Source organism: Alphaproteobacteria bacterium, from assembly GCA_040905865.1.
Lineage (GTDB): Bacteria > Pseudomonadota > Alphaproteobacteria > UBA8366.
Map to the genome: position 1 here is coordinate 31,202 of JBBDQU010000013.1, position 24,690 is coordinate 55,891.

Here is a 24,690-nt window from a genome sequence, read left to right on the forward strand (position 1 = left end):
GGGCGGTTCGACGGATGTTCGAGCCAGCCCGCTCCCTTGTAGTATCGTGTTTTGTTTTGTGACAGGCGATGCGACAGGCGACGTGTCAGGCGACGCCTGGCTTCAGGGCGAGAAACAGATCGTTCCCCTGACGGCTGACCAGCAGGAGAACCGCCGCATTTTCAGTTCTGGACGTGGTTTCCTTGACCAGCTTGTCAACTTCGACGGGCGAGTTCACGGGAACGTCGCCCACTTTCTTGATCACGTCGCCCGCGCGAAGCCCCTGTTCGAAAATCGATTCGTCCTTCACGTCGAGAACCAGCACGCCGGTTTCATCCTCGGGAACCCGGTATTCGGCGCGGCGTTCCGGCGTCAGTGCTGCCAACTCGGCCTTGAGGGCCGACGAGTGAAGGCTGCCATTCTTCATCGCATCGGGTGAAGTTGTCGCAACCTGCTCCTGGTTTGGCTGTTGGCCGGTGACGACGGTCAACTCCATTTCGCGTTTTTCCCGCCAGATCGTGACATCCGCTTCGCGTCCGACCTTTTCGCCGGAAACGATGATTGCAAGCTGGCGGGGGCCATCAACCGGTTTGCCGGCAAAGGACAAAATGATGTCGCCCTGCTGCAATCCTGCTTTCTCGGCCGGACTGCCGGCCATGACCTGCGTGACCATCGCGCCGCGCGTCGTATCGAGATCGACGGCCTGGGCGATCTCCGGCGACATTCTCTGAATATGTACGCCGAGCCAGCCACGCTCGACCTTGCCATGTTCGCGGATCTGCGTGATCACGTTTTCCACGATATTGGAAGGAATTGCGAAGCCGATGCCAACGCTGCCGCCGGTAGGGGAATAGATGGCGGTATTAACGCCGATGACGTTGCCGTCCATGTCGAACAGCGGACCACCCGAATTGCCCCGGTTGATCGAGGCGTCGACCTGCAGGAAATCATCATACGGCCCGGATTCGATATTACGGCCGCGCGCGGAAATGATGCCTGCGGTGACCGTCCCGCCGAGACCGAACGGATTGCCAACAGCCATGACCCAGTCGCCGACTTCGGCCGTGCTGGAATCGCCGAAGGACACGGCCGGCAACGGCTTGTTCGTATCGATTTTCAACAGGGCCAGGTCGGTTTGGGGATCGGTACCGATAATCTTTGCGATGTAGACCGAATCGTCGTCCAACCGGACCTTTACCTCACTGGCGTCGTCCACGACATGGTTGTTGGTTACGACATAACCGTCGGGGTCGATAATGAAGCCCGAACCCAGTCCAATCGATAGATTGGGCTGGGTGCGTTCGTCGCCACGCTCACCCTGGTCCATCCTGTCCTGGAATTGCCTAAAGAATCGTTCCAACGGCGACCCTGGGGGCAGGTCGAACGGCAGTTCCGGAATTGTAGCCCGGGGGTGTTCCGACTTATGTGCAGAGGCAATATTTACGACCGCAGGTGCGACCTTCTTGGCCAGGCCGGAAAAGCTTTCCGGCACCGGTGCGGCGGTTGCCATGCCGCTCCATACCAGCAACGAAGCTGCCGCAACCCCTGTCGCGAGGACGCGAATAGCATTCGGTCGTTCGCCGAGTTTCCGAATAATCGTCATCTCCATCTCCATAATGTTGCGGCTCATAAAGATTTTGCCGCCTGACAGAAGAGTGGGGTGTGGGGATGGATTGTTCGATTTCAGGAAGATGAACTCCCTGTCATGTTTTCCTGGCTGCCCGGAAAGATCGACATGGACCAAGAGTTCAGTCCATCGACTCCGCCTGCATGACAATCACGGGACTCTCCCGGAAGGCGTCGAAGGAAAATACCGTATTTCCCGTACGCACAACGCCGGCATCCGGATAAACGGACCTCAACGTCATCGACTTCCAGCTTTCGGGCAAAGTGAAGCGAGCCTGACCGTCTGTTTCCGCTTCCGCCGCCGCACAGTCGCACATGACCAGCAGGCCCTGCCCCGCAAAATCGCGTACGAATGCGAAAAAACCCGCTTGCTGCGCCATGGGCTGATCGAGCGGAAGAAAAGATCCCTCGGCAAAAAGTTGCGGCCACGATTTTCGCAGGCGCAGGAGGCGCAAAAGAAGGGCCAGCTTTGATTGTTCAAAATCGCCGCCTGGTGTCGGTTCGCTCGCCAGCGCGCTATCGTGCGCCGGAAAATCGACCGGCCGGCGGTTGTCGGGGTCGACGAGACTGAGGTCCGCGCGCTCCGTCCCCTGGTATATATCCGGGATGCCCGGCAGGGTGAGCTTGAGGGCGAGTTGTACGAGGCTCTTCCGTTCGCCCACCGCGATGAATCGCGCGGCAGCCGCCGAGAAGCGTTCGGGAAAAGGGCTGTCGGCCGACAATGCCTGCGCGACGAATTCGCCGAGCCGGCTTTCATAACCGTCATCAATACGCGCCCAACTCGTATTGCGCTTGGCTTCTCGCGCCGCCTTCAGCATGTAACTGGACAGGCGCTCGCGCAAATCATCAAGGTCGCCGGTTGTCCAGACGCCGAGCAGGGCCTGGTAAAAATGCCATCGCATTTCCGGGTCCGGCACCTCGTCAATTTCGGATGCCAGCAGAACATCCCACTCCTTTACAGCTCGCACCCAGGCTTCGGGATAGTCGGCAATGGCGGCGATGCGCATTCGCGCGTCTTCGCCACGCTTGGTATCATGTGTCGCCGTTGCGTTGAGCCCGGCCGGCTGGCGCCGCGCCCGTGCCGCGATGGCGTCGGCGAACACCGCTTCATCCGATCCGATCAGCGCAGGCGTCCCGCCGACTTCGTTGGCTGACAGAAGCCGGCTGGAGCGGTAGAACAGCGTATCCTCCATTGCTTTTGCCATCAGCGCACCGGTGGTCTGCTGGAAGCGCTGGCGAAAATAATGTGCATCGTCGCCTTTCGCCTCTACGAACAGCCGCAGTACGTCGGAGACGACATGGGGATCTTCGAGATCGTATATCTGCACCGCCTTGCGCGCCACAAGGGCGAGAACAGCATCGTCTTCGGGAGACAGCGCCGTTGGAGCAAGATAGGTCCGGTACACGGGCATCGATACTGCGATTGCGATCAGCGCGCGCCGCAATGTATCCGGTCCCCAGTCGCGGGCCTGCGGGTCGAGAGCGGCCATGCGGACCAGCAGGCGCTGCAACAACATAAGCTCTCCAGCCAGGTTGCGCGTCAGGATCTCGTGCTTTGCTTCGGCCAGCATGGCGGCAACGTTGGTCGAACTGCCGGTGAATGCTCGATAGCCATCCGTGACTGTATCGATCCCGTCCGAGTTCATAAGCAGATCGCCGACCAGCACGGCAAATTCATAACCCGTGGTTCCCGCTACAGGCCAGTCGTCCGCCAGCGCTTCGTTATCCCCCAGTATTTTCTCGACCCACACGGGTGGATTGCCGGGGGCCGTCTCCTTTAGTCGATGGAGATAGCCTGACGGGTTGCTGAGCCCGTCCACATGATCGATGCGAAGCCCATCGATATGTCCGGCTTCCAGCATCTCGAACAACAGCCGGTGGACATCGGCGAACACCGACTCGTCTTCGACGCGTACGCCGACCAGTTCGGATATTTCGAAAAACCGTCGATAGTTCAGCATGTCCCGCCCGGCCCGCCAGTAGGCGAGGCGCCAGTGCTGCGCATCATGTAGCCTCTCAAGAAACGCCCGGTCACTGCTTAACGCGCGAAGGGCTTCGTCCAGGCGTTGCTTGTTCGACAGGTCGGATAGCCATGCCGGCAATCGATCGGGTGACATTACGCCGGGATCTGTCCCTTTCGGCAGGGCCTGTGCCAGAAGATGCCAGCTCTCCGGGGCGATCGGAAACCTCGTGCCCCGATAATCCCAGCACGGGCCGTCCGTTTCACATTCGATTGAAAATACGCCATCCTCCAGGACAGACTGGAATGATGCTTCGAGCACTGCAAGGAGCACCCGCGGCATCGACCAGTCGACATCGAAATGTTGCGCGTAACGGCTGGCGCGGCCATTGCGCAGCAGGTCGCGCCACCAAGGGTTGTGCACCGATGCCGCCATATGGTTTGGCACAATATCGAGGATCAGTCCCAGGCCTTCGGCTTTGAGAGCGGCCGCGAGTCGCAGAAAGCCGTCCAGTCCCCCGAGGCTCTCGTCGAATCGGTTGTGATCGGTTACGTCGTAGCCATGCGTCGATCCCGGCGTCGCCTGGAATAGCGGCGATGCGTAAAGGTGGCTGACACCGAGCCGGGAAAAATAGGGCGCAAGTGACGCGGCCCGGTCAAAATTCATACCCTGGCGGAACTGCAGGCGGTAGGTTGCGGTTGGCAGGCTCATCGTGGTCGGGCCCGGGAAACTGCCGCCGTATGCGCCTGAAAACCCGGATGGCTCGCGATATGTTCGATGGAAACCGGGAGTCGGCGGCGCCAGTTCGGATGTTCGTCAATAGTCGTAGGGATGTTGACCTGCTCGACCAGTCCAAGAGCGTCTTCGACCTGTACGGCGAAAAGACGGCAGGGACAGCGGGCGGCGAAATTATGCAGCTTTGGAGAAAGCACGGCAGGGTCATTGCTTGCTTCACCCAGCAGCCGCTGCAGCGCCTGCCGTTCCGCCACGCGCCCTGTCCGGGTGTCTCGCAACGACTTGTCCGTGAGCAATCCCAACGATTCGCGCATATCCAGGTCGCGCATCGACCACCAGCCCGCAAAGGTCGGCATATCGTGCGTCGCAATACAGGCTAGCGCGTCTGTCGACCAGTTTCCGGAATTGAATGCGCGGTTCGCATCGAACTCGAAATAGAAAACACGATAGCCGTGGAAATGACGTCGGGCCATCAGCGTTCGGAAGCCTCTGGGGACGACGCCGAGATCCTCGCCAATGACAATGCAATCATTTTGACAGGACGCTGCCGCCAGTTTCGCCAACAGTCGCATTAACGGGTACCGTACATAGGCGCCGGCGCGCGCCGGCATGCCGTTCGGGATCAGCCAGAGCCGCGCCATGCTCATGGCGTGATCGATCCGCAGGGCCCCTGCATGCCGCATTACCGCAGCCAGGGTATCCGCAAACGGCTCTCCGTCGTATTCCGCCAGCAGGGTCGGCGACATCGGCGCCAGTCCCCAGTCCTGTCCTCCTGTGCTGAAGCTGTCGGGCGGTGCGCCGACGGACAGGTTCGGGATCACCAGGTCCGGGTCCGTCCAGGTTGCCGAGCCGTCGGCCGACACGCCTACCGCAAGGTCGAGATAAAGTCCGATGCGCATACCGGCTTTGCGAGCCGACTTGCAGACGCGGGCAAGCTGCCGGTCCGCCTGCCATTGTAGCCAAAGGTGATAGCCGACTTCACCGGCGTCGTCGGCGATAATCTGGCGGACCGTCTCGCCATGTCGGTTCCGCAGAGCCTCGGGCCAGTCCAGCCAGCCGGCGCCGCATCCTTTCTCCACCATCGACCAGGACACTGTTTCAAACCAGGCATGGGTCAGTAATTGTTCTCCGCCCCGGTTGCAGAAGGCATCGTATTCCGAACGCGAAACCCCGGTCGCCTGAAATCGGGCGAACAACCGCCGCAGGATACCATCCTTCAGTTTCGACACGGCCGGATGATCGACCAACGCGGTCTCCCGCAGCCGCGCCGCCTCATAGGCTTCTTCGTCGCGCAACCCGCAGAAGCCGTCGATCCAGTCGGCCGCGAGGTATAGCGGATTGAGCATATTCCGGTTCGATGGCGAGAAAGGGCTGTAACGGCTCGGATCGCTCCAGAACATTGCATGCAGCGGATTCAGGCCGATGAAATCCGCTCCTGCCGCGCCGGCAATCCGGCACAAATCTTCGAGATCAGCGAAGTCTCCGATTCCCAGGTTGCGCGCTGAAGCCAGGCCTTGAAGCTGGCAGGTCAACCCCCAGGCCCGTGACAGTGTCAGGGTGTCCGGAACGTAACACTGCGGTGGCGTGGCCTCCAGCAATGCCTCGTCGATGCCGGCAGGCGGTTTCGCGGCGGGCGCCTTTATGCCGAACGCGTCGACCAGCGCCCGCAGGGTTTCGTCCGATACGGTGCGCTCAATCCCGTCGACGTCCACATAGGTGGTCTCGATGCCGTACGACGTGCAAAGCCGGACGATAGAATCGGTCATGGAGCAGATCTCGCGATTGCAGCCCGGAGGGCCCATGGGTCTGAAGCCGGGTCGCGCAGATCGAAGATCGCGCGGCCGTCAGGCACGCACTCGAATGTTGCGCCGCCAAGGTTTACGACAAGGTTCAGGCGGGTGCCGTCATCAAGCAGCCAGCTTACGGTAATTCCTCTTTCGCCTACGGAAGCGATACTCGTGTCCATTCTTTTTATTCCCGGAAGCCGCGGCGCGACCTCCGCCGCGCGGACCCGAAGCAACTCCCGGAGCAATGTCCGGCGAGCGCGCCCCTGGGGGCTTTCGGCATACGCCCAGTCCAGTCGTGACCGGTCAAACGTGGCCGGATCATTGGGATCCGGGATCGTCTCGCGCGTCGTCTTATCGGCAAACTGCGCCCAGCGCGAAAACTCCCGCCGCCGTCCCTCCCGCACCGCATCCCCCAGCGCGCCTTCGAAGTCGCAAAAGAACTGGAATGGCTTTTTCTCGCCCCATTCCTCGCCCATGAACAGCAGCGGTACGGTCGGTGCCAATAGCAGCAGCGCGGTCAATACCTCGACAGCCTCCGGTTCAGCCAGCATCGTCAGCCGTTCGCCGAAGGCCCGGTTCCCTGTCTGGTCGTGATTTTGCAGGAAATTGACGAAGGCAACCGGCGGCATATGGGCTGAAGGTTCGCCGCGCGGCGAACCGTTGCGGTAGGGCGATTTCCGACCTTGGTGCACGTAGCCTTCGCCGAGCGCCGTCATCAGGTCGGCACGCGGGTCGTCCGCATAATCGCCGTAGTAACCGTCCGTTTCGCCAGTCGCCAGCACGTGGGTCACATGATGGAAGTCGTCGTTCCATTCCCCATCATAGAGAAGTGGCCTGTTGTGATTGTCCCGCGCATGCAGGAAGCAGACATTGCGGTCGTCTTCGGTGGTGAGGTGGACGGTCCGACCGAAGTCGGTCCGCCGCACCGTTCTCGCCAGTTCCTCGAGAACGGATACGGCGGACGGATCGGTAATCTGATCGATCGCATCGAGCCGCAGGCCGTCGATTCGGTATTCCTGTAGCCAGTACAACGCGTTCTCGATGAAGAAGTTGCGGACCGCCGGCTCTTCGAAGGCGATAGCCGCCCCCCAGGGCGTCTGTCGCCCGGGATCGAAGAATTCCGGCGCATAGAGATGCAGGTAGTTTCCGTCCGGCCCGAAGTGGTTGTAGACGACATCGAGGAAAATCATCAGGCCGCGTTCGTGTGCTGCGTCCACCAGCCGCTTTAGCCCCTGCAGTCCGCCATATTCCGGGTGCGGCGCATAAAGAAGCACGCCATCATATCCCCATCCTCGCTCGCCTGAAAACTGCGCGACGGGGCAGAGCTCGATGGCGGTGATGCCGGTTTCGGCGAGGTAATCAAGACGCTCACGCGCGCCGTCGAAGTTGCCGCCTGGCGAGAACGCCCCGACATGAAGCTCGTAAATCACCGATTCATGCCATGGCCGGCCTTTCCAGTCGCAGCGCCACTCGAAGTCCCTCGGATCGACCAGTTTCGATGGACCATGAACATCACCGGCCTGCGCGCGGGCCGCGGGATCGGCCACAGCATGGCCATCGGGTAATATGAATGCGTAAGTATCGTCCGGGTCGGCGGGGAATTCGCCCTCAAACCATCCGTCCCGGGTCCGGTCCATCGGGTGATCGACGTTCGCTAGCCGGACCCGCAACTCAGACAGTCCAGGCGCCCAGAGCCGAAAGCGCCAGCGGTTGTCCCCCACTGGTTCCGCACCCCAGTTCTTCGTAAAATGCGACACGCTCACGGCAGCGGCTCCAGTGTTTCGAGCAGTGTCAATGTCCGCGGGCCGACCTGGAATTCGACGCCCGAAGGGAGGACGTCCTGTATTTCAGGCGCCCCGTCCACACCGCTATCCAAAAGGACACGCCAATTTATATCCGTCTCGCGCGCGGGGAGCCGGAAACCCTCCGCTTCGGCGGTTGGATTGAAGATGAGCAACAATGATTGCTGGTGTGCGCCATTGAGCATCAGGGCAAGCTGGCATTCGTCCCCGTTTGTCCAATCATCGGTATTCATTGTCTCGCCGTCCGACCGAAGCCAGACCACGTCCGGGAACTCCGCCTCGCCGACCGGTTTGCCGTGCTGGAATTTTGCCGATCGAAGCAGTGGATGGGATCGGCGCAAGGCGCTCAGCCTGCCGACGAAATCGGCAAGGGCGGGATCTGCCGGCGCAGACCAATCGAGCCAGTTCGTCTCGTTGTCCTGGCAGTAGGCGTTGTTGTTTCCGTTCTGGCTGCGCCCCCATTCGTCGCCCATAAGCAACATCGGCGTTCCGTGGCTGAAGAACAGCGTCGCCAGACAGGCGCGGCGCAGGCTCTGCCGTATGCGCAGGACCTCAGGGTTATCGGTTGATCCCTCAACACCACAGTTCCAGCTGAAATTATGATCGTGACCGTCCAGATTGTTTTCCTGGTTTGCTTCGTTATGTTTCGCGTTGTAAGCCCAAAGGTCGGCCAGGGTAAAACCGTCATGGGCGGTAACCAAATTGACGCTGGCCCACGGCCGCCGCCCGCGATGATCGAACAGATCCGCCGAGCCGAGCAGGCCGGTTCCGAGTCGCCGGCGCGACCCCGGGTCGTCCTTCCAGTAGCTACGCAGATTATCGCGATAGCGGTCGTTCCATTCTGCCCAGCCAGGGGGAAAATTGCCAAGTTGATAGCCGTCCGGCCCGACGTCCCATGGTTCCGCGATGAGCTTCACCTGCTGCAGGACCGGGTCCTGGGACAGCGTATCGAAAAATGTTGCGTCCGGATCGAAACGGTCCCAATCACGCCCCAGCGCCGAAGCCAGGTCGAAGCGAAACCCGTCTACGTGGCACTCCTGCACCCAGTACCGTAGCGAGTCGGTTATCATCTGCAGCACCCGTGAGTGCCGCAGGTTCATGTTGTTTCCGCAGCCGGTCGTATCGAAATAGTAGCGCGGATCTTCCGCCAACGTGTAGTAGCTGGCGTTGTCAATGCCCCGGAAGGAAAGTGTCGGTCCCAGGTGGTTGCCCTCGATCGTATGGTTGTAGACGACGTCAAGGATCACTTCGATGTTCGCCTCGTGCAATCGCTTCACCATGAATTTGAACTCGCTGGTGCCGTGTCCGGGGGAGATGTAGCGATGCGCCAGGGCGTGAAAGCCGACAGTGTTATAGCCCCAGTAGTTCTTCAGGCCCTTCCGGATCAGAGAATGTTCGTCGAGGAAGGCCGTCACCGGCATCAGTTCCACCGCAGTGACGCCAAGCCGCACGAGATGGTCGATCACCCGTGGATCGGCAAGACCGGCGAATGTCCCCCGGACCTGCTCGGGCAGGTCGGGGTGCAGCGCTGTCATTCCCTTGACGTGGGCCTCGTAGATGATGGTCTCCGACCAGTCGCGCCGTGGCCGGATATCCTCGCCCCAGGTGAAGGCCGGGTCGATAACCACGCATTTCGGCATCACCATCGCACTGTTACGTCTGTCAATGGTCAGGTCTTTGCGAGGCGATGCGACACGATAACCGAAACACGATTCATGCCAGCGAATGTCGCCGTGAAGCGCCTTGGCGTAGGGGTCGATAAGAAGCTTGTTGGGATTAAAACGATGGCCGTTTTCGGGTTCGTAAGGACCGTGCACCCGGTAGCCGTAGAGTTGGCCGGGCCGGATGTCCGGGAAATAGCCGTGCCAGACTTCATGCGTTTGTTCGGGCAGGTCGATACGGTCGGTTTCGCGTCTGCCCTTGGGGTCAAAAAAGCAGAGTTCGACGCGCGTTGCGTTGGCGGAAAAGAGCGCGAAATTGACGCCTGATCCGTCCCATGTGGCTCCTAGCGGATTTGGTAGACCCGGGAAAACCTGCACGTCCATCGTATTGCTCCCATCATTCGGATATAGGTTCGAGAACGAGCGTTGCCAGCGGCGGCAGGGTAAGCCGACACGATGCCGGGCGTCCGTGTATCGACGTATCAATAGCCATGACTCGTCCCCCGTTTCCGATGTTGGAGCCACCGTAGATCGCTGAATCTGTATTCATCTTTTCCCGCCAGGCCCCCGCATGTGGAACACCGATTGTGTAATCGTGCCGGACGACGGGCGTCATGTTGCAGACGACGACCATGTTCTGGCCCGATTTGCCGCGCCGCTCGAAGGAATAGACGCTCTGCTCCGTATCGCCGCCTTCGATCCAGGCGAATCCCGCAGGATCGCAGTCAAGCGTGTGCAGTGCCGGGCATTCGCGGTACAGCGCGTTCAGGTCGCGCACCAGCCGCTGCAGGCCGGCATGGTCCGCTTCGCCCAGCAAGTGCCAGTCCAGCGACCGGTCGTGGTTCCATTCCCGGTCCTGGCCGAACTCCCCTCCCATGAAGAGCAGTTTCTTGCCCGGATGCGTCCACATGAAACCATAGTAGGCGCGCAAATTGGCAAATTTCTGCCACCGGTCGCCCGGCATTTTTGCCAGTAGTGCACCCTTGCCATGCACAACCTCGTCGTGGCTGAGCGGCAGGATGAAGTTTTCGGAGAAGGCGTAGTCGATCCCGAAAGTCATGAGGTGGTGATGGTGTTTCCGATGCACGGGATCCTGTTGCATGTATTCCAGCGTGTCATGCATCCAGCCCATGTTCCATTTGAAATCGAAGCCCAGCCCGCCTTCTGCCGTCGGCCGTGACACGCCCGGCCACGCGGTCGATTCCTCGGCAACCGTAATGCGGCCCTGGCAGCGCTCCGAGACCAGATTGTTGAACTCGCGCATCAGTTCGACGGCTTCCAGGTTCTCGCGTCCGCCGTAGCGGTTGGGGACCCATTCGCCGGGCTGACGCGAATAATCTAGATAGAGCATTGAGGCGACCGCATCGACGCGCAAGCCATCAACGCCGTAATGCTCCAGCCAGAACAGGGCGTTTGCCGTCAGGAAATTGGCGACTTCTCGTCTGCCGAAATTATAAATCAGCGTGCTCCAGTCCTTGTGAAAGCCGAGCCGCGGGTCCTCGTGCTCGTAAAGGTGCGTACCGTCGAACCGCACAAGTCCATGCGGGTCTGAAGGAAAATGCGCAGGCACCCAGTCGACGAGCACACCGAGGCCGGCGCGATGACAGGCGGCCAGCAGGCGCGCGAAGCCCTCGGGCGGACCGAACCGCGCAGTGGGCGCATACAGCCCGATGGGCTGGTATCCCCAGGAGCCGGAAAAGGGATGTTCGGATACAGGCAGGAATTCGAGATGCGTGAAGCCCATATCCACCGCATAGTCGACCAGGTTTTCGGCAAAAGTATCGTAGTCTAGCATGCCGCCATCCACGCCGCGGCGCCAGGATCCCAGGTGAACTTCATAGATCGAGATCGGACTGGACTGTGCGTTGCGCGCCGCCAGCGCCTCCGTCCAGTCGGCAACCTCCTCATGCGAACCGAGCCCATGGATGACCGAGGCGGTAGCCGGCGCCAATTCCTCCTGGAAGGCAAGCGGATCGGCCTTGAGAGGCAGTAATTCGCCCTGCGGACCGACTATCTCATACTTGTAGCGCGCGCCAACCGTTACGTTAGGTATAAAAATCTCCCAGACGCCGGCGCCGTGTCGTAACCGCATGGGATGACGCCGGCCGTCCCAGAAATTGAAGTCGCCGGTGATGCTGACCCTGCGGGCGTTTGGCGCCCATACGGCGAACGTCGTGCCGTCGACGCCCTCGTGGCCGCGCGGATGCGCGCCGAGACACCGATAAAGCTCCCGATGTTTGCCCTCGCCAATCAGGTGCAAGTCAAGGTCGCCCAGTATCGGGCCGAATGAATATGGATCGTGTCCGCCCCAGTTCTTGCCGTCACCATGAAAAGCGAAGCGATAATCGAAGCGCCGCTTGCGCCGCTTTAACAGGGCGGCGAACACGCCGGCTGGGTGCACGCGTTCCAGGTTCGCCACCGTCGTTCCATCGGCATCGGTAAGGCGCGCTTCGGCGGCACCGGGATCAAAGCAAACGGCGCGAAGCCCGGCGGGCGTCTCGTGCAGACCCAGCCAGGTGAACGGATCGTCGAGGCGGCCTTCGGCTATTGCCCGACAGATATCTTCTGACAGAACCGGCGGATCGGATATCGTCGGGGTTTTTCGCCGTGCCGCCATCAGTTCCCACTCTCGTCAAGCAGTGACAGGACGCCGCGCACGGGGACTGACAGCCAGGCCGGTCGGTTCGCCGCTTCGTATCCGATTTCGTAGAACGCTTTCTGAAACATGAAGAGGAGTAACAATTCATCGCTTTTCGGAACTGTTGCCAGACCGACCGTCGCGTTGGAATAACCCTCGCGGAAGCGGGCGATCGACCGGTCACGCCAGGCTTTTGCAATCGAATCCGCTACTTCCGACTGGCCGTGTCTTGATCGCGCGCGGTCGAGCGCGGCGAACGCCGCATAGTCGAAGCTGCGCAGCATGCCTGCGAGATCGCGCAACGGGGATGACTTGACCCGGCGTTCATCCAGCTTGCGCCGCGGTTCGCCCTCGAAATCGATGATGTAGATGTCAGCCTGGCTGATCAGGATCTGACCCAGATGATAGTCGCCATGAATTCGCGACTTGTCGCCGCCCGGAACGCGGTCGCTAAAACTGCGGATCAGCGCTTCGATTTCATGTCGCCGTGACAGGAGCTGCTCAATTTCCTTTGTCCTTTCCATGGTCACCAGCCGGCGGAACGCATCGTCAATCTGCGTCAGCGTATCGGCGACCCAGTCAACGACATCGCGCTCGCTGACCGGCTCGGTGCCGAATGCCGGGTTATCCGTGGGCGCCGCCAGTGCGCGATGCAGCTCGCCGGTGCGTCTGCCGATAATATCGGACAGGTCGAGCGGATAGGGAAACTCTTCTTCGACCGCCTCGTCCAGTGCGGCGCCGGGTTCGTCCAGCATCCTGTCTTCGATCTCGCGTTCCAGCGCATCGACCATGGCTTTCCAGCCGTCGCCCTGATTAGGCACGAAGGCGAAACAGGCAGCGACCGTATACGGCTCCATGTCGGCGCGTGTCAGCGTCATTTCACCCAGGAACTCTGGCGTGTTGGCGAATTCCTGGGATTCGTTCAGGAAGCGCGCAACTTCGATGTCAGGCTGCCGGCCAGCCTGAAGGCGGCGGTAGATTTTGAGGATGCCCTTGTCGGCAAAGACAATCGAGACATTGGATTGTTCGACGCCGAGCGCCCGGGTCTCGTCGACTTCCTCCAGATTCTCGAGGTTCGCCATACCCTCTGCCCGCAGTGTCATGCCGTCAGTTTCAAGCACTGTACGGTCGCGCATCGCACGGACTATCGCCTCGGCAAGGCGCGGACTGGTCGCGGCGTCCACTAACGCGCCAAGCCTGTTGGTGCGTCGCAATCGGGCCAGCGTCCCAGTGAGCGTAGGCGCATCGAATTGCAGATGTTCCTCACCCCACAGTGTGGCGAAGGGCATGAAATAGCTTTGTCGCCCGCTTTCAGTCGAAACCTCGACGATGGATAGCTGATATTCCGAGCTGATTTCCGGTCCGTTCAGCACTCGCGTCTGTCGAATGGTTTCACCCTTGGCGCCGAACCAGCGCTGCAGCGGCAGGAATTCCGGCAGCACTTCCTGCTCCAACCGCCGCAATGCGTCGCCAGAAAGGACTGCACCGATCTCGGCGCTGCGGCAGGTGAGGGTCGCCAGTTCCGGCAACAACTCCGGCAACGGTTGATGCCAATCCGGCAGCGCAGCCGTTTCGGCCAGTTGGAACCAGTAGAAACCATATGGCGGCAAGGTCAGAAGATAGGGCAGATCGCCTATCGGAGGAAACGAGACTCCGCCTTCGAGTTCGACCGGCACCCGGCCCCGAAATTCCGACAGGTTCAGTTCCACCGCCTGCGCACTGCGGCTGACATTGAATACGCAGAGCACGATCTCCTCGTCATGGCTACGGGTATAAACCAGAACTTTCCGGTTGCGCGGATACAGAAAATCTAGCCTGCCTCGTCCGAGAGCCTTCTGCCGTTTCCGGATCCGGATCATCCGTTTCATCCAGTTCAACAGCGATCCGGAACTCCAGCCTTGCGCTTCGACATTGACTGCCTCGTAACCGTAGACGGGGTCCTGGATGATCGGCAGATACAGTTCCTGAGGATTGGCGCGGGAGAATCCGCCATTGCGGTCGGCTGACCATTGCATCGGCGTACGCACACCGTCGCGGTCTCCCAGGTAATAATTGTCACCCATGCCGAGTTCGTCACCGTAATATATAACCGGCGTGCCCGGCATCGAGAACAGGAGCCCGTTCATCAGCTCGATCTTACGCCGATCGTTGCCGAGTAGCGGCGCGAGGCGGCGGCGGATACCCAGATTGATGCGCGCGCGGCGGTCCGATGCGTAGAACGACCACATGTAGTCACGCTCCTTGTCGGTCACCATTTCGAGGGTCAGCTCGTCGTGGTTGCGCAGGAAGATTGCCCACTGGCAACTGTCGGGAATGTGGGGTGTCTGGCGCAGGATGTCGGTGACCGGATGCCGGTCCTCTTGCGCCAGGGCCATGTACATCCGCGGCATCAGCGGGAAATGGAACCCCATGTGGCATTCATCGCCGTCGCCGAAATAGGTCCGCGTATCCTCTGGCCACTGATTGGCTTCGGCCAGTAGCACCCGGTCCGGATAATGCGCATCGAGCTCCGCACGGATCGTCTTCAGGACGCCATGCGTCTCAGGCAGGTTCTCGTTGTTTGTGCCTTCGCGTTCGACCAGATAGGGAATGGCATCCAGACGCATGCCATCCACGCCCATGTCCAGCCAGAAATGCATGACGCGGAGTACTTCCTTCAGCACTGCCGGATTATCGAAGTTCAGATCCGGTTGGTGCGAATAGAAGCGGTGCCAGTAAAAGGCGCCCACTTCCGGGTCCCAGGTCCAATTGGATTTTTCGGTATCAAGGAATATTATCCTTGTATCGGCGAATTTTTCGTCAGTGTCGGACCAGACATAAAAATCCCGTTCCGGACTGCCCGGCGGGGCTTCGCGGGCCCGCTGGAACCACGGGTGCAGGTCCGAGGTGTGATTGATCACCAGTTCGGTGATCACCCGCAGGCCGCGGCTATGCGCCTCTGCGATGAATCGCTGGAAATCATCGATATCGCCATAGCTTTGGTTCACCGACTCATAGTCGGCGATGTCGTAGCCATCGTCACGCAACGGTGAAGGATAGAACGGCAGTAGCCAGATCGTATCGACGCCGAGTTCCTGAATATAATCCAGCCGCTCCATCAGCCCACGGAAGTCCCCGATACCGTCATTATTGGCGTCGCGGAACGCCTTGACGTGAAGCTGGTAGATTATCGCGTCCTTGTACCAATCGCTGTCGCTGCGATCGATCGTCGGGACGGCGACTGCCGCATGTAGGGATACGTTACTCGTCATTCCGTCTCCGGATCGTGCAAGGCAGCCGGATTATGCAAAGCCCAGATTGCGTAGGGACGGTCGTCGGGTGTCAGCCAGACATGCTGTATCTTGCCGTCCCACCGGAATTTATCTCCCGTGACCAGATCGGTCCCCTCGATGGAGCCTTCATCCGGCAGATCGAATTCCCAAAGCGGGACCTCAATGGCCGCGCCCTGTGGATTCGCCGGATCAAGGTTGACAGCGAACATGACGAAGTCCGACTGGTCCGGCGTGAACTTCGCGTAGTAGAGGATGTGATCGTTCCAGGCGTTGTAGAACTTCAGCCCCGAAAACTGCTGCAGGGCAGGGTGCCGGTTTCGAAGCGCGTTGATCAGGCGGATGTCGTCCTTGATATGACCGGGCCGGTCGAAATCCCAGACGCGAAGCTGGTATTTCTCGCTATCCAGATATTCTTCCTTGCCTGGAATCGGCGTCGCCTCGCAGATCTCGAAGCCGTTATACATGCCATAATTCGAGGACAATGAAGCCGCGAGGATCAGGCGCACCCGGTGCCCCGCCCGACCGCCGGTCTGCAGGTGGTAGGGATTGATATCCGGCGTATTCACGAAGAAGTTCGGCCGCATGACATAGGGCACGTCGCCGGTCGTCAACTCCGTGAGGTATTCGGCCAGTTCCTGCTTGTCGTCGCGCCATGTGAAATAGCTATACGACTGGGTGAAGCCAACCTTGGCGAGACGCTTCATCATCTTCGGTCGCGTAAAGGCCTCGGCAAGAAAGATGGCGTCCGGGTGTTTCGCCTGCACCTCTGCGATCATCCATTCCCAGAACGGCAGCGGCTTTGTGTGCGGGTTGTCGACCCGAAAAATCTTGACGCCATGCCCGATCCAGAACAGGACGATGTCGCGTAGCGCCTCCCACAACGAGGGAATAGCGTCGCCGTAAAAATGGACGTTAACGATGTCCTCGTATTTCTTCGGCGGGTTCTCGGCGAACCTGATGGTGCCGTCTGTCCGCCAATCGAACCATTCCGGATGCTGCGCAATCCATGGGTGATCGGGCGAGCACTGGATCGCAAAATCGAGCGCCACTTCGAGACTGTGCGACTTCGCGGCCTCGACCAGTTTCTCAAAATCATCGAAGTTTCCCAAATCCGGGTGAATTGCATCGTGCCCGCCTTCGTTCGAACCGATTGCGTAGGGCGATCCGGGATCGTCGGGCGCGGCAGTCAGGGAATTGTTTCGTCCCTTGCGGTTCGTCTTGCCGATGGGATGGATCGGCGGAAAATAGAGCACGTTGAAGCCGAGGTCTCTGATATAGGGCAGTCGCTCGATCACATCGTCGAAGGTACCGTGACGTTCGGCGTCAAACGACATGGAGCGCGGCATCAATTCATACCAGGCAGAGAACAGCGCCCGTTCCCGGTCAACCCAGACCGGAAGCGGTTCCGGCAGGGAGGAAAGATCGGTCCGCGACACAACGCGTCGCATCAGCTCCGTTGTTTTGCCGGTCATCAGGAGGCTGAAGAGTTCACCTTCCGACTCCGTCCCATTCAGCTTTGCGGAAAGTGTCTTTAACTTCGCCCTGTCTGTCCGGGTCGGATTTTTCGCCTCTTCGATTGTGCGCATGACCAACATACGGCCTTCCGTCAGTTCGACGCCGATAGGCACGCCAGCAGCGTGTTTCGTTGCGACTTCGGCCTGCCAGGAGGCGAACTCGTCGCGCCAGGCCATGATGGTAAACTCGTGCGGACCCACCTCATCGAAGTTCTCCGTCCCGCGCCAGCGGTCGTTTTCCAACAACTGCATGGGTGTTTCGCGCCAGTTCCTGGCGCCGCGCCGTCGCGTCAGGACAGCCGCGTCAATTTTGTCGTGCCCGTCGCAGAATATGTCAGCCTCGACAACGAAAAGATGCCCCGCAACGGCTTTGGCCGCGAACCTTCCGTTGTCGACGGACGGCGAAACAGCTTCAATGACAATGCGATTCTCGGCCAGTTGCAGAAGGCGCGCCCTTGCGGCTCGTGTATTTGCACTTTTACCGCCTGTGGCTTCCGCCATGCGCCGGTCTGTCCGGGTCACGATACTCCCCTCGATTTTCATCGGCAGTTCGGTTTCGACACATCGACGTTATCGATCATTCAAATAAAATAACGTGCGAAACAGTCAATGGTTCCATTGCGCGTCGCGCATTCACCCGTCCGGTGATCGCGCCCGTCAGTCGGGGCGGGGCGCGACGATTCAGTTTAAGAGTGGACCATGGTTCGATGGTGTCGCGCTGCTGCGATAGACCCGGCCTGTCACGATGAACTGCCGAATTCCCTTGATTGGCCGCTTAATGTCATGATGTCATGGCGCGCCACAAAAATATCAAGCAAACCATTGAAATCGTTGGCTGGGGACGGAGGGCTCGAACCTCCAATACCTGATTCAGAGTCAGGCGTGATACCATTTCACCAGTCCCCACCGACGCGGCCGACCCTGCGACGGGGGCAGAAGGCGCGCTTGTTATCACATCGGATCGGGTTTGTGTAGCGTTTCGCCAGACGAACGTCGTTTTTCATGGCCGGAATTCGCATTTCTTCGCTTCGCAATTGCGTGACATTCAGGTTACGATTCTTCGCTTCGCAATTGCGTGACATTCAGGTTACGATATGTTTACACAGGGAATACGGGCAGGCAGGTATCTTTTATCGGGAAAGGGCATGACGATGGTAAGGGCGTCGGAAAGCGATGGCGATTTACGTCAATCCGCGACGGCACGGTAGGGAGCGGCAGATTCCCGGGCGCCCGGATTTTGACGGTCGGGAGATGCATGTCTATGCGGCCATCGATCTGGGCACAAATAACTGCCGCCTGCTTGTAGCCCATCCTACCGAGGATAATTTCCGCGTCGTTGACGCCTTTTCGCGGATTGTCAGGCTCGGCGAAGGATTGAGCGATTCCGGTGTGTTGTCAGAAGAAGCGATGGCGCGCGCCATCGGCGCATTGCGGATCTGTGCATCGAAAATGCGCCGCCGCAGGGTCGACCGGGCGCGGCTGATCGCGACGGATGCGTGCCGGCGGGCTTCGAACTGTCCGGAGTTCCTTGATCGTGTCGAATCGGAAACCGGATTGCGGATCGAGACGATTTCGTGTCAGGAAGAGGCGCGGCTCGCGATGCTGGGCTGTGCGCCGCTGTTCGATGATGAAAAGCGCCGGGCGCTGGTCTTCGATATCGGCGGTGGCAGTACGGAAGTGACGGTTGCAGACACGAAGGCATGCAAGAATTCGGACTGCCGCAATGAATCGGGCGCCACGAACTGGATTTCGCTGCCTTTTGGCGTGGTCGGTCTGAGCGAACGCTACGGCGATGCCGCGATGACCCGGGAATGCTACGTGGCGATGATCGACGATGTCGACCGGGAACTGGCGCCGTTCTGCGCCCGTAACGATATATCCGGGTCAGTGCGCCGGGGGGAACTGCAGATGCTGGGTGCGTCAGGAACGGTAACGACGCTGACCGGCGTTTCGATGAAACTGGCGCGCTACGACCGTGGACTGGTCGACGGCGCCTTTCTGGAATTCGATGAAATCCTCAAGATCAGCGACGAATTGCGCGGTATGAACTGCGCCGAACGCGCCGCTCATCCCTGCATCGGCTCCGACCGGGCGGATCTTGTCGTCGCGGGCTGCGCCATCCTCGAAGCCATGTGCCGGCGCTGGCCTGTGGGCCGGTTGCGTGTCGCCGACCGGGGCCTGCGCGAGGGTATCCTGCTCGACCTGATGAATGCGGCCGAACGGGAAGGGCAACCCATTGGCCGATCGTAAGGGCGGAAAGGGTGGCCGTCGCGACGTATCTGTCAGCCGCGATGAGACGGTTCGGTTGCGTCCGGGCAAGGGGCGCAAGGTCTCGTCCCGGCGCTGGCTTGAGCGGCAGCTGAACGATCCCTATGTGGCCGAAGCCCGGCGGCAGGGCTATCGCAGCCGGGCGGCGTTCAAGCTGCTGGAACTCGACGAAAAATACCGGCTGCTGAAGAAAGGCGCGCGCGTGGTCGATCTGGGCGCGGCGCCCGGCGGCTGGACCATGGTGGCGCTGGAGAAGGTTGGATCCTCGGGAAAGGTCGTCGGCATCGATATCACGCCGATCGACCCGATCAGCGGCGCCGTTATTCTTGAAGGGGACATGCACGACGCAGGTACCGCCGAACGGCTCGTTCGCGCACTTGGCGGTCCGGCGGATGTGGTCCTGTCGGATATGGCGGCGTCCGCCAGCGGCCACACGGCGACGGATCATCTGCGGATCATCGGGCTGGCCGAAGCGGCGCTGGATTTCGCCGAGGATGTCCTGACGCCCGGCGGCGCCTTCGTGGCCAAGGTGCTGCAGGGCGGCACGGAGCACGGGTTGCTGAGCCGCCTGAAACGCGCGTTCCGGCGGGTGGCGCACGCCAAGCCCCCCGCCAGCCGCAAGGAATCGGCGGAGATGTATGTCGTGGCGATCGGGTATCGGGGTACGCCCGCATTCTCCGCTTGCGACAAAAAACCACAATAATTGCAGTTCCAGAGCCAGAATGTGACCGCAGTGTGCCCGAAACGGGCATTCACGACCGCAGTGTGTGCATTTTGTGGATAAATACGAGATAAATATTTAGCCACACTGCATGCCGTGATATAACGGCGCTCCACTGGCCGGAGAAATGATTATGGAAATCCGCGAAGCGCTCACATTCGACGACGTCCTGCTCCTGCCTGCCAGATCCTCGGCGCTGCCCAAGGATACCGATACAAGGACAAGGTTCACCAATAAGGTGCCGCTGGGCATTCCGCTGATTTCGTCGGCGATGGACACGGTGACGGAAAGCCGCCTCGCGATAGCCATGGCGCAGGCCGGGGGGCTCGGCGTCATTCACAAGAACCTGTCGATTGAGAAACAGGCGCAGGAAGTCCGGCGGGTAAAGCGGTTCGAGGCGGGCATCGTCGTCGACCCGATCACGATCACGCCGGACAGGACGCTGGCGGATGCCCTCGCTATCATGAGCGCCAACAGTATTTCCGGTATCCCCGTCATCGCGAAGCGCAGTGGCAAGCTGGTGGGCATTCTGACCAACCGCGATGTCCGTTTCGCCAACGACCCGAGTCAACTGGTCCGGGAGCTGATGACGCGGCGCGGGCTGATCACCGTGCGCGAGGGTGTCACCCATGACGAGGCCAAGCGGCTGCTGCATGAAAACCGGATCGAAAAGCTGCTGGTGATCGACGATGAACGCCGCTGCGTCGGGCTTATCACGGTAAAGGATATCGAAAAGGCGCAGCGTTTTCCCGATGCCAGCAAGGATGAACATGGCAGTCTGCGGGTTGCGGCCGCGGTTGGTGTCGGCGCGGAAGGGGTGGAGCGGGCGGCCGCCCTGCTGGAAGCCGGCTGCGATGTTATCGTGATAGACACGGCGCATGGCCATTCCGTGGGCGTCCTCGAAACCGTCGACAGCGTCAAGCGGCAGAGCAATTACGCGCAGGTCGTCGCCGGCAATGTCGCGACAGCGGACGGCGCACAAGCCCTGATCGACGCGGGCGCGGATGCGGTCAAGGTCGGGATCGGTCCGGGCTCGATCTGCACCACGCGGATCGTCGCCGGCGTCGGCGTTCCGCAGCTGACCGCCATCATGGATGCGGTCGAGGTCGGACAAAAGCACAATATCCCGGTTATCGCCGATGGCGGCATCAAGTATTCGGGCGACCTGGCCAAGGCGATTGCCGCCGGCGCCAGCGGCGCCATGATCGGGTCGCTGTTCGCCGGCACGGACGAGGCGCCGGGCGACGTCCATCTGTATCAGGGCCGGTCCTACAAATCCTATCGGGGCATGGGCTCCGTCGGCGCCATGGCGCGCGGTTCGGCGGACCGCTATTTCCAGCAGGACATTACGGACTCGCTCAAGCTCGTACCGGAAGGCATCGAGGGTCAGGTACCCTACAAGGGGCCGATTGCCAATGTCGTGCATCAACTGGTCGGCGGCCTGAAGGCGGCGATGGGTTACACCGGCTGTGCGACGATCAGCGAAATGCAGCGGAACTGCGGATTTGTGCGGGTTACCGATTCCGGGCTTCGCGAAGGCCATGTGCATGACGTGACGGTGACGCGCGAGGCGCCGAACTATCGCACCGGGTCGTGAGCAGTATCCGGATCCGCGCCGCCCGTGGGGGCGAAGGCGCCGCCATCGCAACGGTCTATATTGACGCGTGGCGGGCAGCCTATGCCGGCATCCTGCCGGATTCAGTTCTCGTGCGGATGTCGCCGGCGCAGCAGCAGCGTATCTGGACGCATCATATTAACAGCCTGGATACGGTGCTGGTCGCGGTTCATCCCCGGCATGGCGTGGTTGGCGTCGCCAGTGGTGGACGGTCCCGGGATCGCCGGTTCGCCGATGGCGGCGAGATATTTACCCTGTATGTCGCCCCGGACCATCAGGGGCAGGGTTATGGCAGGGCGCTGCTGCTGGAAATGCAGTGCGCGTTGCGGGACGCCGGGCACGAATTTGCCGTGTTGTGGGTGCTCGCGGAAAATCAGGCACGGTTCTTCTACGAGGCAATGGGCGGTATCCGGGCCGCGGAACGGCACGAACGCCTGTGGGGCGTGACGCTGCCGGAAATCGCCTATCAATGGCGTCCTTTGCAGCCATCCGCCCGGCCGGGCCGGTTCGGCGCGCCGAAGGGCAGGTATTTCTTTTCCAGAAATGGCGACAATAACGCATGACCGACCGTATCCTGATCATCGATTTCGGCAGCCAGGTGACTCAACTGATCGCGCGTCGCGTGCGGGAAAATGGCGTTTACTGTGAAATTCATCCCTTCAACCGCGTGGATGCGGAAAGTCTCGCGGCATTCGGGCCAAAAGCGATCATTCTGTCCGGTGGCCCCGCCAGCGTGACCGCGCCGGGCGCGCCGCGCGCGCCGGACGTGGTCTTCGAGTGCGGATTGCCGGTGCTGGGGATCTGCTATGGCCAGCAGCTGATATGCGCGCAACTGGGTGGCCATGTGGAACCGTCCAGCCACCAGGAATTCGGCCGGGCGTTCATGCAGGTCCAGCAGGATTGCGCGCTGTTTCACGGTTTATGGGATGTCGGCGCGCGCGAACAGGTCTGGATGAGCCATGGCGACCGCGTGACGGCATTGCCGGAAGGCTTCGTCTCGGTCGGCACCAGCGATGGCGCGCCGTTTGCGGCCATTGCGGACGACGCGCGGCATTATTACGGCGTGCAGTTCCACCCCGAAGTCGTGCATACGCCGCAGGGCGGGCGGCTGTTGCGGAATTTCACCCATCAAATCGCCGGCTGCGGCGGCGACTGGACGATGCAGGCGTTTCGCGCGCAGGCGGTGGAACGCATCCGCGAGCAGGTCGGCGACGGCCGCGTGATCTGCGGCCTTTCAGGAGGCGTCGATTCCTCCGTGGCGGCGGTCCTGATCCATGAGGCCATAGGCGAAAAACTGACCTGTATCTTCGTCGATCACGGTTTGTTGCGGATGGGCGAGGCCGAACAGGTCGTTACCCTGTTCGGCGACCACTATAATATCCCGCTGGTGCATCGTAATGTCGCGCCGCTGTTTCTCGATGCGCTGGAAGGGGTGTCGGATCCGGAGGAAAAGCGCCGCATTATCGGCGGGCTGTTCGTCCAGGTGTTCGAAGAAGAGGCTCTCAAAACCGACGATGCGCGGTTTCTGGCGCAGGGCACGCTCTATCCGGATGTCATCGAATCCGTCTCCGTCATCGGCGGGCCGAGCGTGACGATCAAGTCGCACCACAATGTCGGGGGATTGCCCGAACGGATGAAGCTGGCGCTGGTCGAACCGCTGCGCGACCTGTTCAAGGATGAGGTCCGCAACCTGGGCCGCGAACTGGGTCTGCCGGAATCCCTGGTTGGCCGTCATCCGTTTCCGGGGCCGGGGCTCGCGATCCGGCTTCCGGGCGGCATTACCCGGGAGAAGCTCGAAATTCTGCGCCAGGCCGATGCGGTGTATCTGGAGGAAATCCGGAATGCCGGGCTTTATGACGCCATCTGGCAGGCCTTCGCGGTGCTGCTGCCCGTGCGCACCGTCGGGGTGATGGGCGACAGCAGGACCTACGAATATGTCTGCGCGTTGCGGGCGGTGACGTCCAGCGACGGCATGACGGCGGATTCTTACCCGTTCGACCACGCGTTCATCGCAGCGGTCGCAACCCGGATCATCAATGAAGTGCGCGGAATCAACCGCGTGGTCTATGACGTGACGTCGAAGCCGCCCGGCACCATCGAGTGGGAGTGAGGGAGAGTATTCTGGCGTGGTAGCGGATAGTGTGGGATGCCTCGTTCGATATTTTCCGAACGAACGATGTCGATAGTTCTCGGCTTTTTCTCTCGCCGTTGTCAAAATTTCGGTAAGCTACTCCTTGTCAGGCTTGCGATCTTGCCTTCGCTCTGGCTATCGCAGCCTCGTAGGTTGCCTGTAACTGAGCGAAGATTGAGACCTTGGGGCGTGGTGCGCCTAAATGGAGGTGCTGCAACTCCTTCATGAACTGGGACCAAAGCACCGGGCCGCCTTCCTCGAGAACCTGTGCGCGCACCGAAAGGTCTTTCGAGACCGGTGTGTGACGCCGGCCCCATGCCCCTATATGTGCGAGCAGAGGAACGAGCTCGATCGCCGCTTCGGTCAAGCTGTAGATGGCCTTCTGCTTATGGCTTGGATCATCGCGGCGCGTTACGAGGCCGGCTTTCTCCAGCCGTCTCAGCCTATCGACCAGGATGTTCGAAGCGATTCCTTCCTCCGATTGCGTGAGCAACTCCCGGAAATGGCGGCGATTTCCAAACATCAGGTCGCGGATGACAATAAGGCTCCACCGGTCGCCGAGCATCTCCAGCGTTAGGTTGATCGGGCATCTTGAGCGATTGGCGTTCATGCTGACCCTGAAAAAACTGATTGCAATATAAAACCGGAATTGCTAATTTGCAACCAGTTGTGAAATGCAACCATAGAGGCCAAACAATGCCCAAGTTCGTCACGATCGGATATGGCGATCAGGCTGGATACGACCGCACCTCCCAGGCTGTCAGAGACGCCGCCCACGAGCAGGATGGTAAACTGCGCTCGGAAGGCACTCTGATTGGCATTGCCGGCAGACCGGTGCAGGTGCGCAATCCGGATGCGGTCGGCCTCGAAACGCGCGATGGTCCCTTCATGTCATCCGCCCTACCGATCGCCGGATTCGCTGTCATCGAAGCCGCCGATCTTGCCGAAGCCATCGAAAAAGTCTCGTGCGTTCCGTGCGC

The 24,690-nt window shown here is 60.6% G+C and carries 16 protein-coding genes and 1 tRNA gene; 7 read left to right on the forward strand and 10 right to left on the reverse strand.

Going from position 1 to position 24,690, the window contains the following annotated elements; translation table 11 throughout:
- Positions 1-85: 85 nt before the first annotated feature.
- From WD767_03395 to WD767_03430, 8 genes are read right to left on the reverse strand one after another with little or no spacing between them, the layout of a single operon-like run.
- The gene (locus tag WD767_03395) at positions 86-1,723 is read right to left on the reverse strand and encodes a DegQ family serine endoprotease (GenBank protein ID MEX2615121.1); all 1,638 of its coding nucleotides are present in this window, start codon (positions 1,721-1,723) and stop codon (positions 86-88) included.
- Between the two features lie 4 nt (positions 1,724-1,727).
- The gene (gene treY / locus WD767_03400) at positions 1,728-4,277 is read right to left on the reverse strand and encodes a malto-oligosyltrehalose synthase (GenBank protein ID MEX2615122.1); all 2,550 of its coding nucleotides are present in this window, start codon (positions 4,275-4,277) and stop codon (positions 1,728-1,730) included.
- Positions 4,274-6,067, reverse strand: a complete 1,794-nt coding sequence (malQ, locus tag WD767_03405; GenBank protein ID MEX2615123.1) for a 4-alpha-glucanotransferase — start codon at positions 6,065-6,067, stop codon at positions 4,274-4,276. The genes treY and malQ overlap by 4 nt, the downstream gene beginning before the upstream one ends.
- The gene (gene treZ / locus WD767_03410; GenBank protein ID MEX2615124.1) at positions 6,064-7,851 is read right to left on the reverse strand and encodes a malto-oligosyltrehalose trehalohydrolase; all 1,788 of its coding nucleotides are present in this window, start codon (positions 7,849-7,851) and stop codon (positions 6,064-6,066) included. Before treZ ends, malQ begins: the two co-directional genes overlap by 4 nt.
- On the reverse strand, positions 7,848-9,935 hold the full coding sequence (glgX, locus tag WD767_03415; GenBank protein MEX2615125.1) for a glycogen debranching protein GlgX: 2,088 nt from the start codon (positions 9,933-9,935) through the stop codon (positions 7,848-7,850). The genes treZ and glgX overlap by 4 nt, the downstream gene beginning before the upstream one ends.
- Positions 9,936-9,948: 13 nt before the next feature.
- Positions 9,949-12,168 carry a 1,4-alpha-glucan branching protein GlgB gene (gene glgB, locus WD767_03420; GenBank protein MEX2615126.1) on the reverse strand — a complete coding sequence of 740 codons (2,220 nt, stop codon included), beginning with the start codon at positions 12,166-12,168 and terminating at the stop codon, positions 9,949-9,951.
- A complete protein-coding gene (gene treS / locus WD767_03425; protein ID MEX2615127.1) occupies positions 12,168-15,440 on the reverse strand; it encodes a maltose alpha-D-glucosyltransferase in 3,273 nt (1,090 codons plus the stop codon). The genes glgB and treS overlap by 1 nt, the downstream gene beginning before the upstream one ends.
- Positions 15,437-17,398: an alpha-1,4-glucan--maltose-1-phosphate maltosyltransferase gene (locus WD767_03430; GenBank protein ID MEX2615128.1), complete on the reverse strand. Its 1,962-nt coding sequence runs from the start codon at positions 17,396-17,398 to the stop codon at positions 15,437-15,439. The genes treS and WD767_03430 overlap by 4 nt, the downstream gene beginning before the upstream one ends.
- Between WD767_03430 and WD767_03435 the strand changes: the two genes are divergently transcribed.
- Complete coding sequence (locus WD767_03435) at positions 17,291-17,569, forward strand: hypothetical protein (GenBank protein ID MEX2615129.1); 279 nt, start codon at positions 17,291-17,293, stop codon at positions 17,567-17,569. The genes WD767_03430 and WD767_03435 overlap by 108 nt on opposite strands.
- A 238-nt stretch (positions 17,570-17,807) precedes the next feature.
- Here WD767_03435 and WD767_03440 read toward each other — a convergent pair.
- Positions 17,808-17,881 (reverse strand) — tRNA-Gln (locus WD767_03440).
- A 267-nt stretch (positions 17,882-18,148) separates the two neighbouring features.
- Here WD767_03440 and WD767_03445 point away from each other — a divergent pair.
- The 5 genes from WD767_03445 (at position 18,149) to guaA (ending at position 23,689) form a co-directional block, all read left to right on the forward strand.
- Complete coding sequence (locus tag WD767_03445) at positions 18,149-19,225, forward strand: Ppx/GppA phosphatase family protein (protein MEX2615130.1); 1,077 nt, start codon at positions 18,149-18,151, stop codon at positions 19,223-19,225.
- Positions 19,212-19,946 carry an RlmE family RNA methyltransferase gene (locus WD767_03450; protein ID MEX2615131.1) on the forward strand — a complete coding sequence of 245 codons (735 nt, stop codon included), beginning with the start codon at positions 19,212-19,214 and terminating at the stop codon, positions 19,944-19,946. The genes WD767_03445 and WD767_03450 overlap by 14 nt, the downstream gene beginning before the upstream one ends.
- 151 nt (positions 19,947-20,097) lie before the next feature.
- On the forward strand, positions 20,098-21,561 hold the full coding sequence (guaB, locus tag WD767_03455; protein MEX2615132.1) for an IMP dehydrogenase: 1,464 nt from the start codon (positions 20,098-20,100) through the stop codon (positions 21,559-21,561).
- Positions 21,558-22,142, forward strand: a complete 585-nt coding sequence (locus WD767_03460) for a GNAT family N-acetyltransferase (GenBank protein MEX2615133.1) — start codon at positions 21,558-21,560, stop codon at positions 22,140-22,142. The genes guaB and WD767_03460 overlap by 4 nt, the downstream gene beginning before the upstream one ends.
- Complete coding sequence (guaA, locus tag WD767_03465; protein MEX2615134.1) at positions 22,139-23,689, forward strand: glutamine-hydrolyzing GMP synthase; 1,551 nt, start codon at positions 22,139-22,141, stop codon at positions 23,687-23,689. The genes WD767_03460 and guaA overlap by 4 nt, the downstream gene beginning before the upstream one ends.
- A 127-nt stretch (positions 23,690-23,816) precedes the next feature.
- Here the strand turns inward: guaA and WD767_03470 are convergent, their stop codons facing one another.
- Positions 23,817-24,320: a helix-turn-helix domain-containing protein gene (locus tag WD767_03470; GenBank protein ID MEX2615135.1), complete on the reverse strand. Its 504-nt coding sequence runs from the start codon at positions 24,318-24,320 to the stop codon at positions 23,817-23,819.
- Between the two features lie 86 nt (positions 24,321-24,406).
- Between WD767_03470 and WD767_03475 the strand changes: the two genes are divergently transcribed.
- Positions 24,407-24,690, forward strand: a 284-nt coding sequence (locus WD767_03475) for a YciI family protein (GenBank protein ID MEX2615136.1), incomplete at its 3' end; no start/stop codon positions are given.

Excerpts from the sequence above, each read along its gene's own strand:
- treY (MEX2615122.1), bottom strand. The coding sequence starts at position 4,277 with ATGAGCCTGCCAACCGCAACCTACCGCCTGCAGTTCCGCCAGGGTATG.
- malQ (MEX2615123.1), bottom strand. The coding sequence starts at position 6,067 with ATGACCGATTCTATCGTCCGGCTTTGCACGTCGTACGGCATCGAGACC.
- glgX (MEX2615125.1), bottom strand. The coding sequence starts at position 9,935 with ATGGACGTGCAGGTTTTCCCGGGTCTACCAAATCCGCTAGGAGCCACA.
- glgB (MEX2615126.1), bottom strand. The coding sequence starts at position 12,168 with ATGGCGGCACGGCGAAAAACCCCGACGATATCCGATCCGCCGGTTCTG.
- treS (MEX2615127.1), bottom strand. The coding sequence starts at position 15,440 with ATGACGAGTAACGTATCCCTACATGCGGCAGTCGCCGTCCCGACGATC.
- WD767_03445 (MEX2615130.1), top strand. The coding sequence starts at position 18,149 with ATGGCGATTTACGTCAATCCGCGACGGCACGGTAGGGAGCGGCAGATT.
- guaB (MEX2615132.1), top strand. The coding sequence starts at position 20,098 with ATGGAAATCCGCGAAGCGCTCACATTCGACGACGTCCTGCTCCTGCCT.
- guaA (MEX2615134.1), top strand. The coding sequence starts at position 22,139 with ATGACCGACCGTATCCTGATCATCGATTTCGGCAGCCAGGTGACTCAA.
- WD767_03470 (MEX2615135.1), bottom strand. The coding sequence starts at position 24,320 with ATGAACGCCAATCGCTCAAGATGCCCGATCAACCTAACGCTGGAGATG.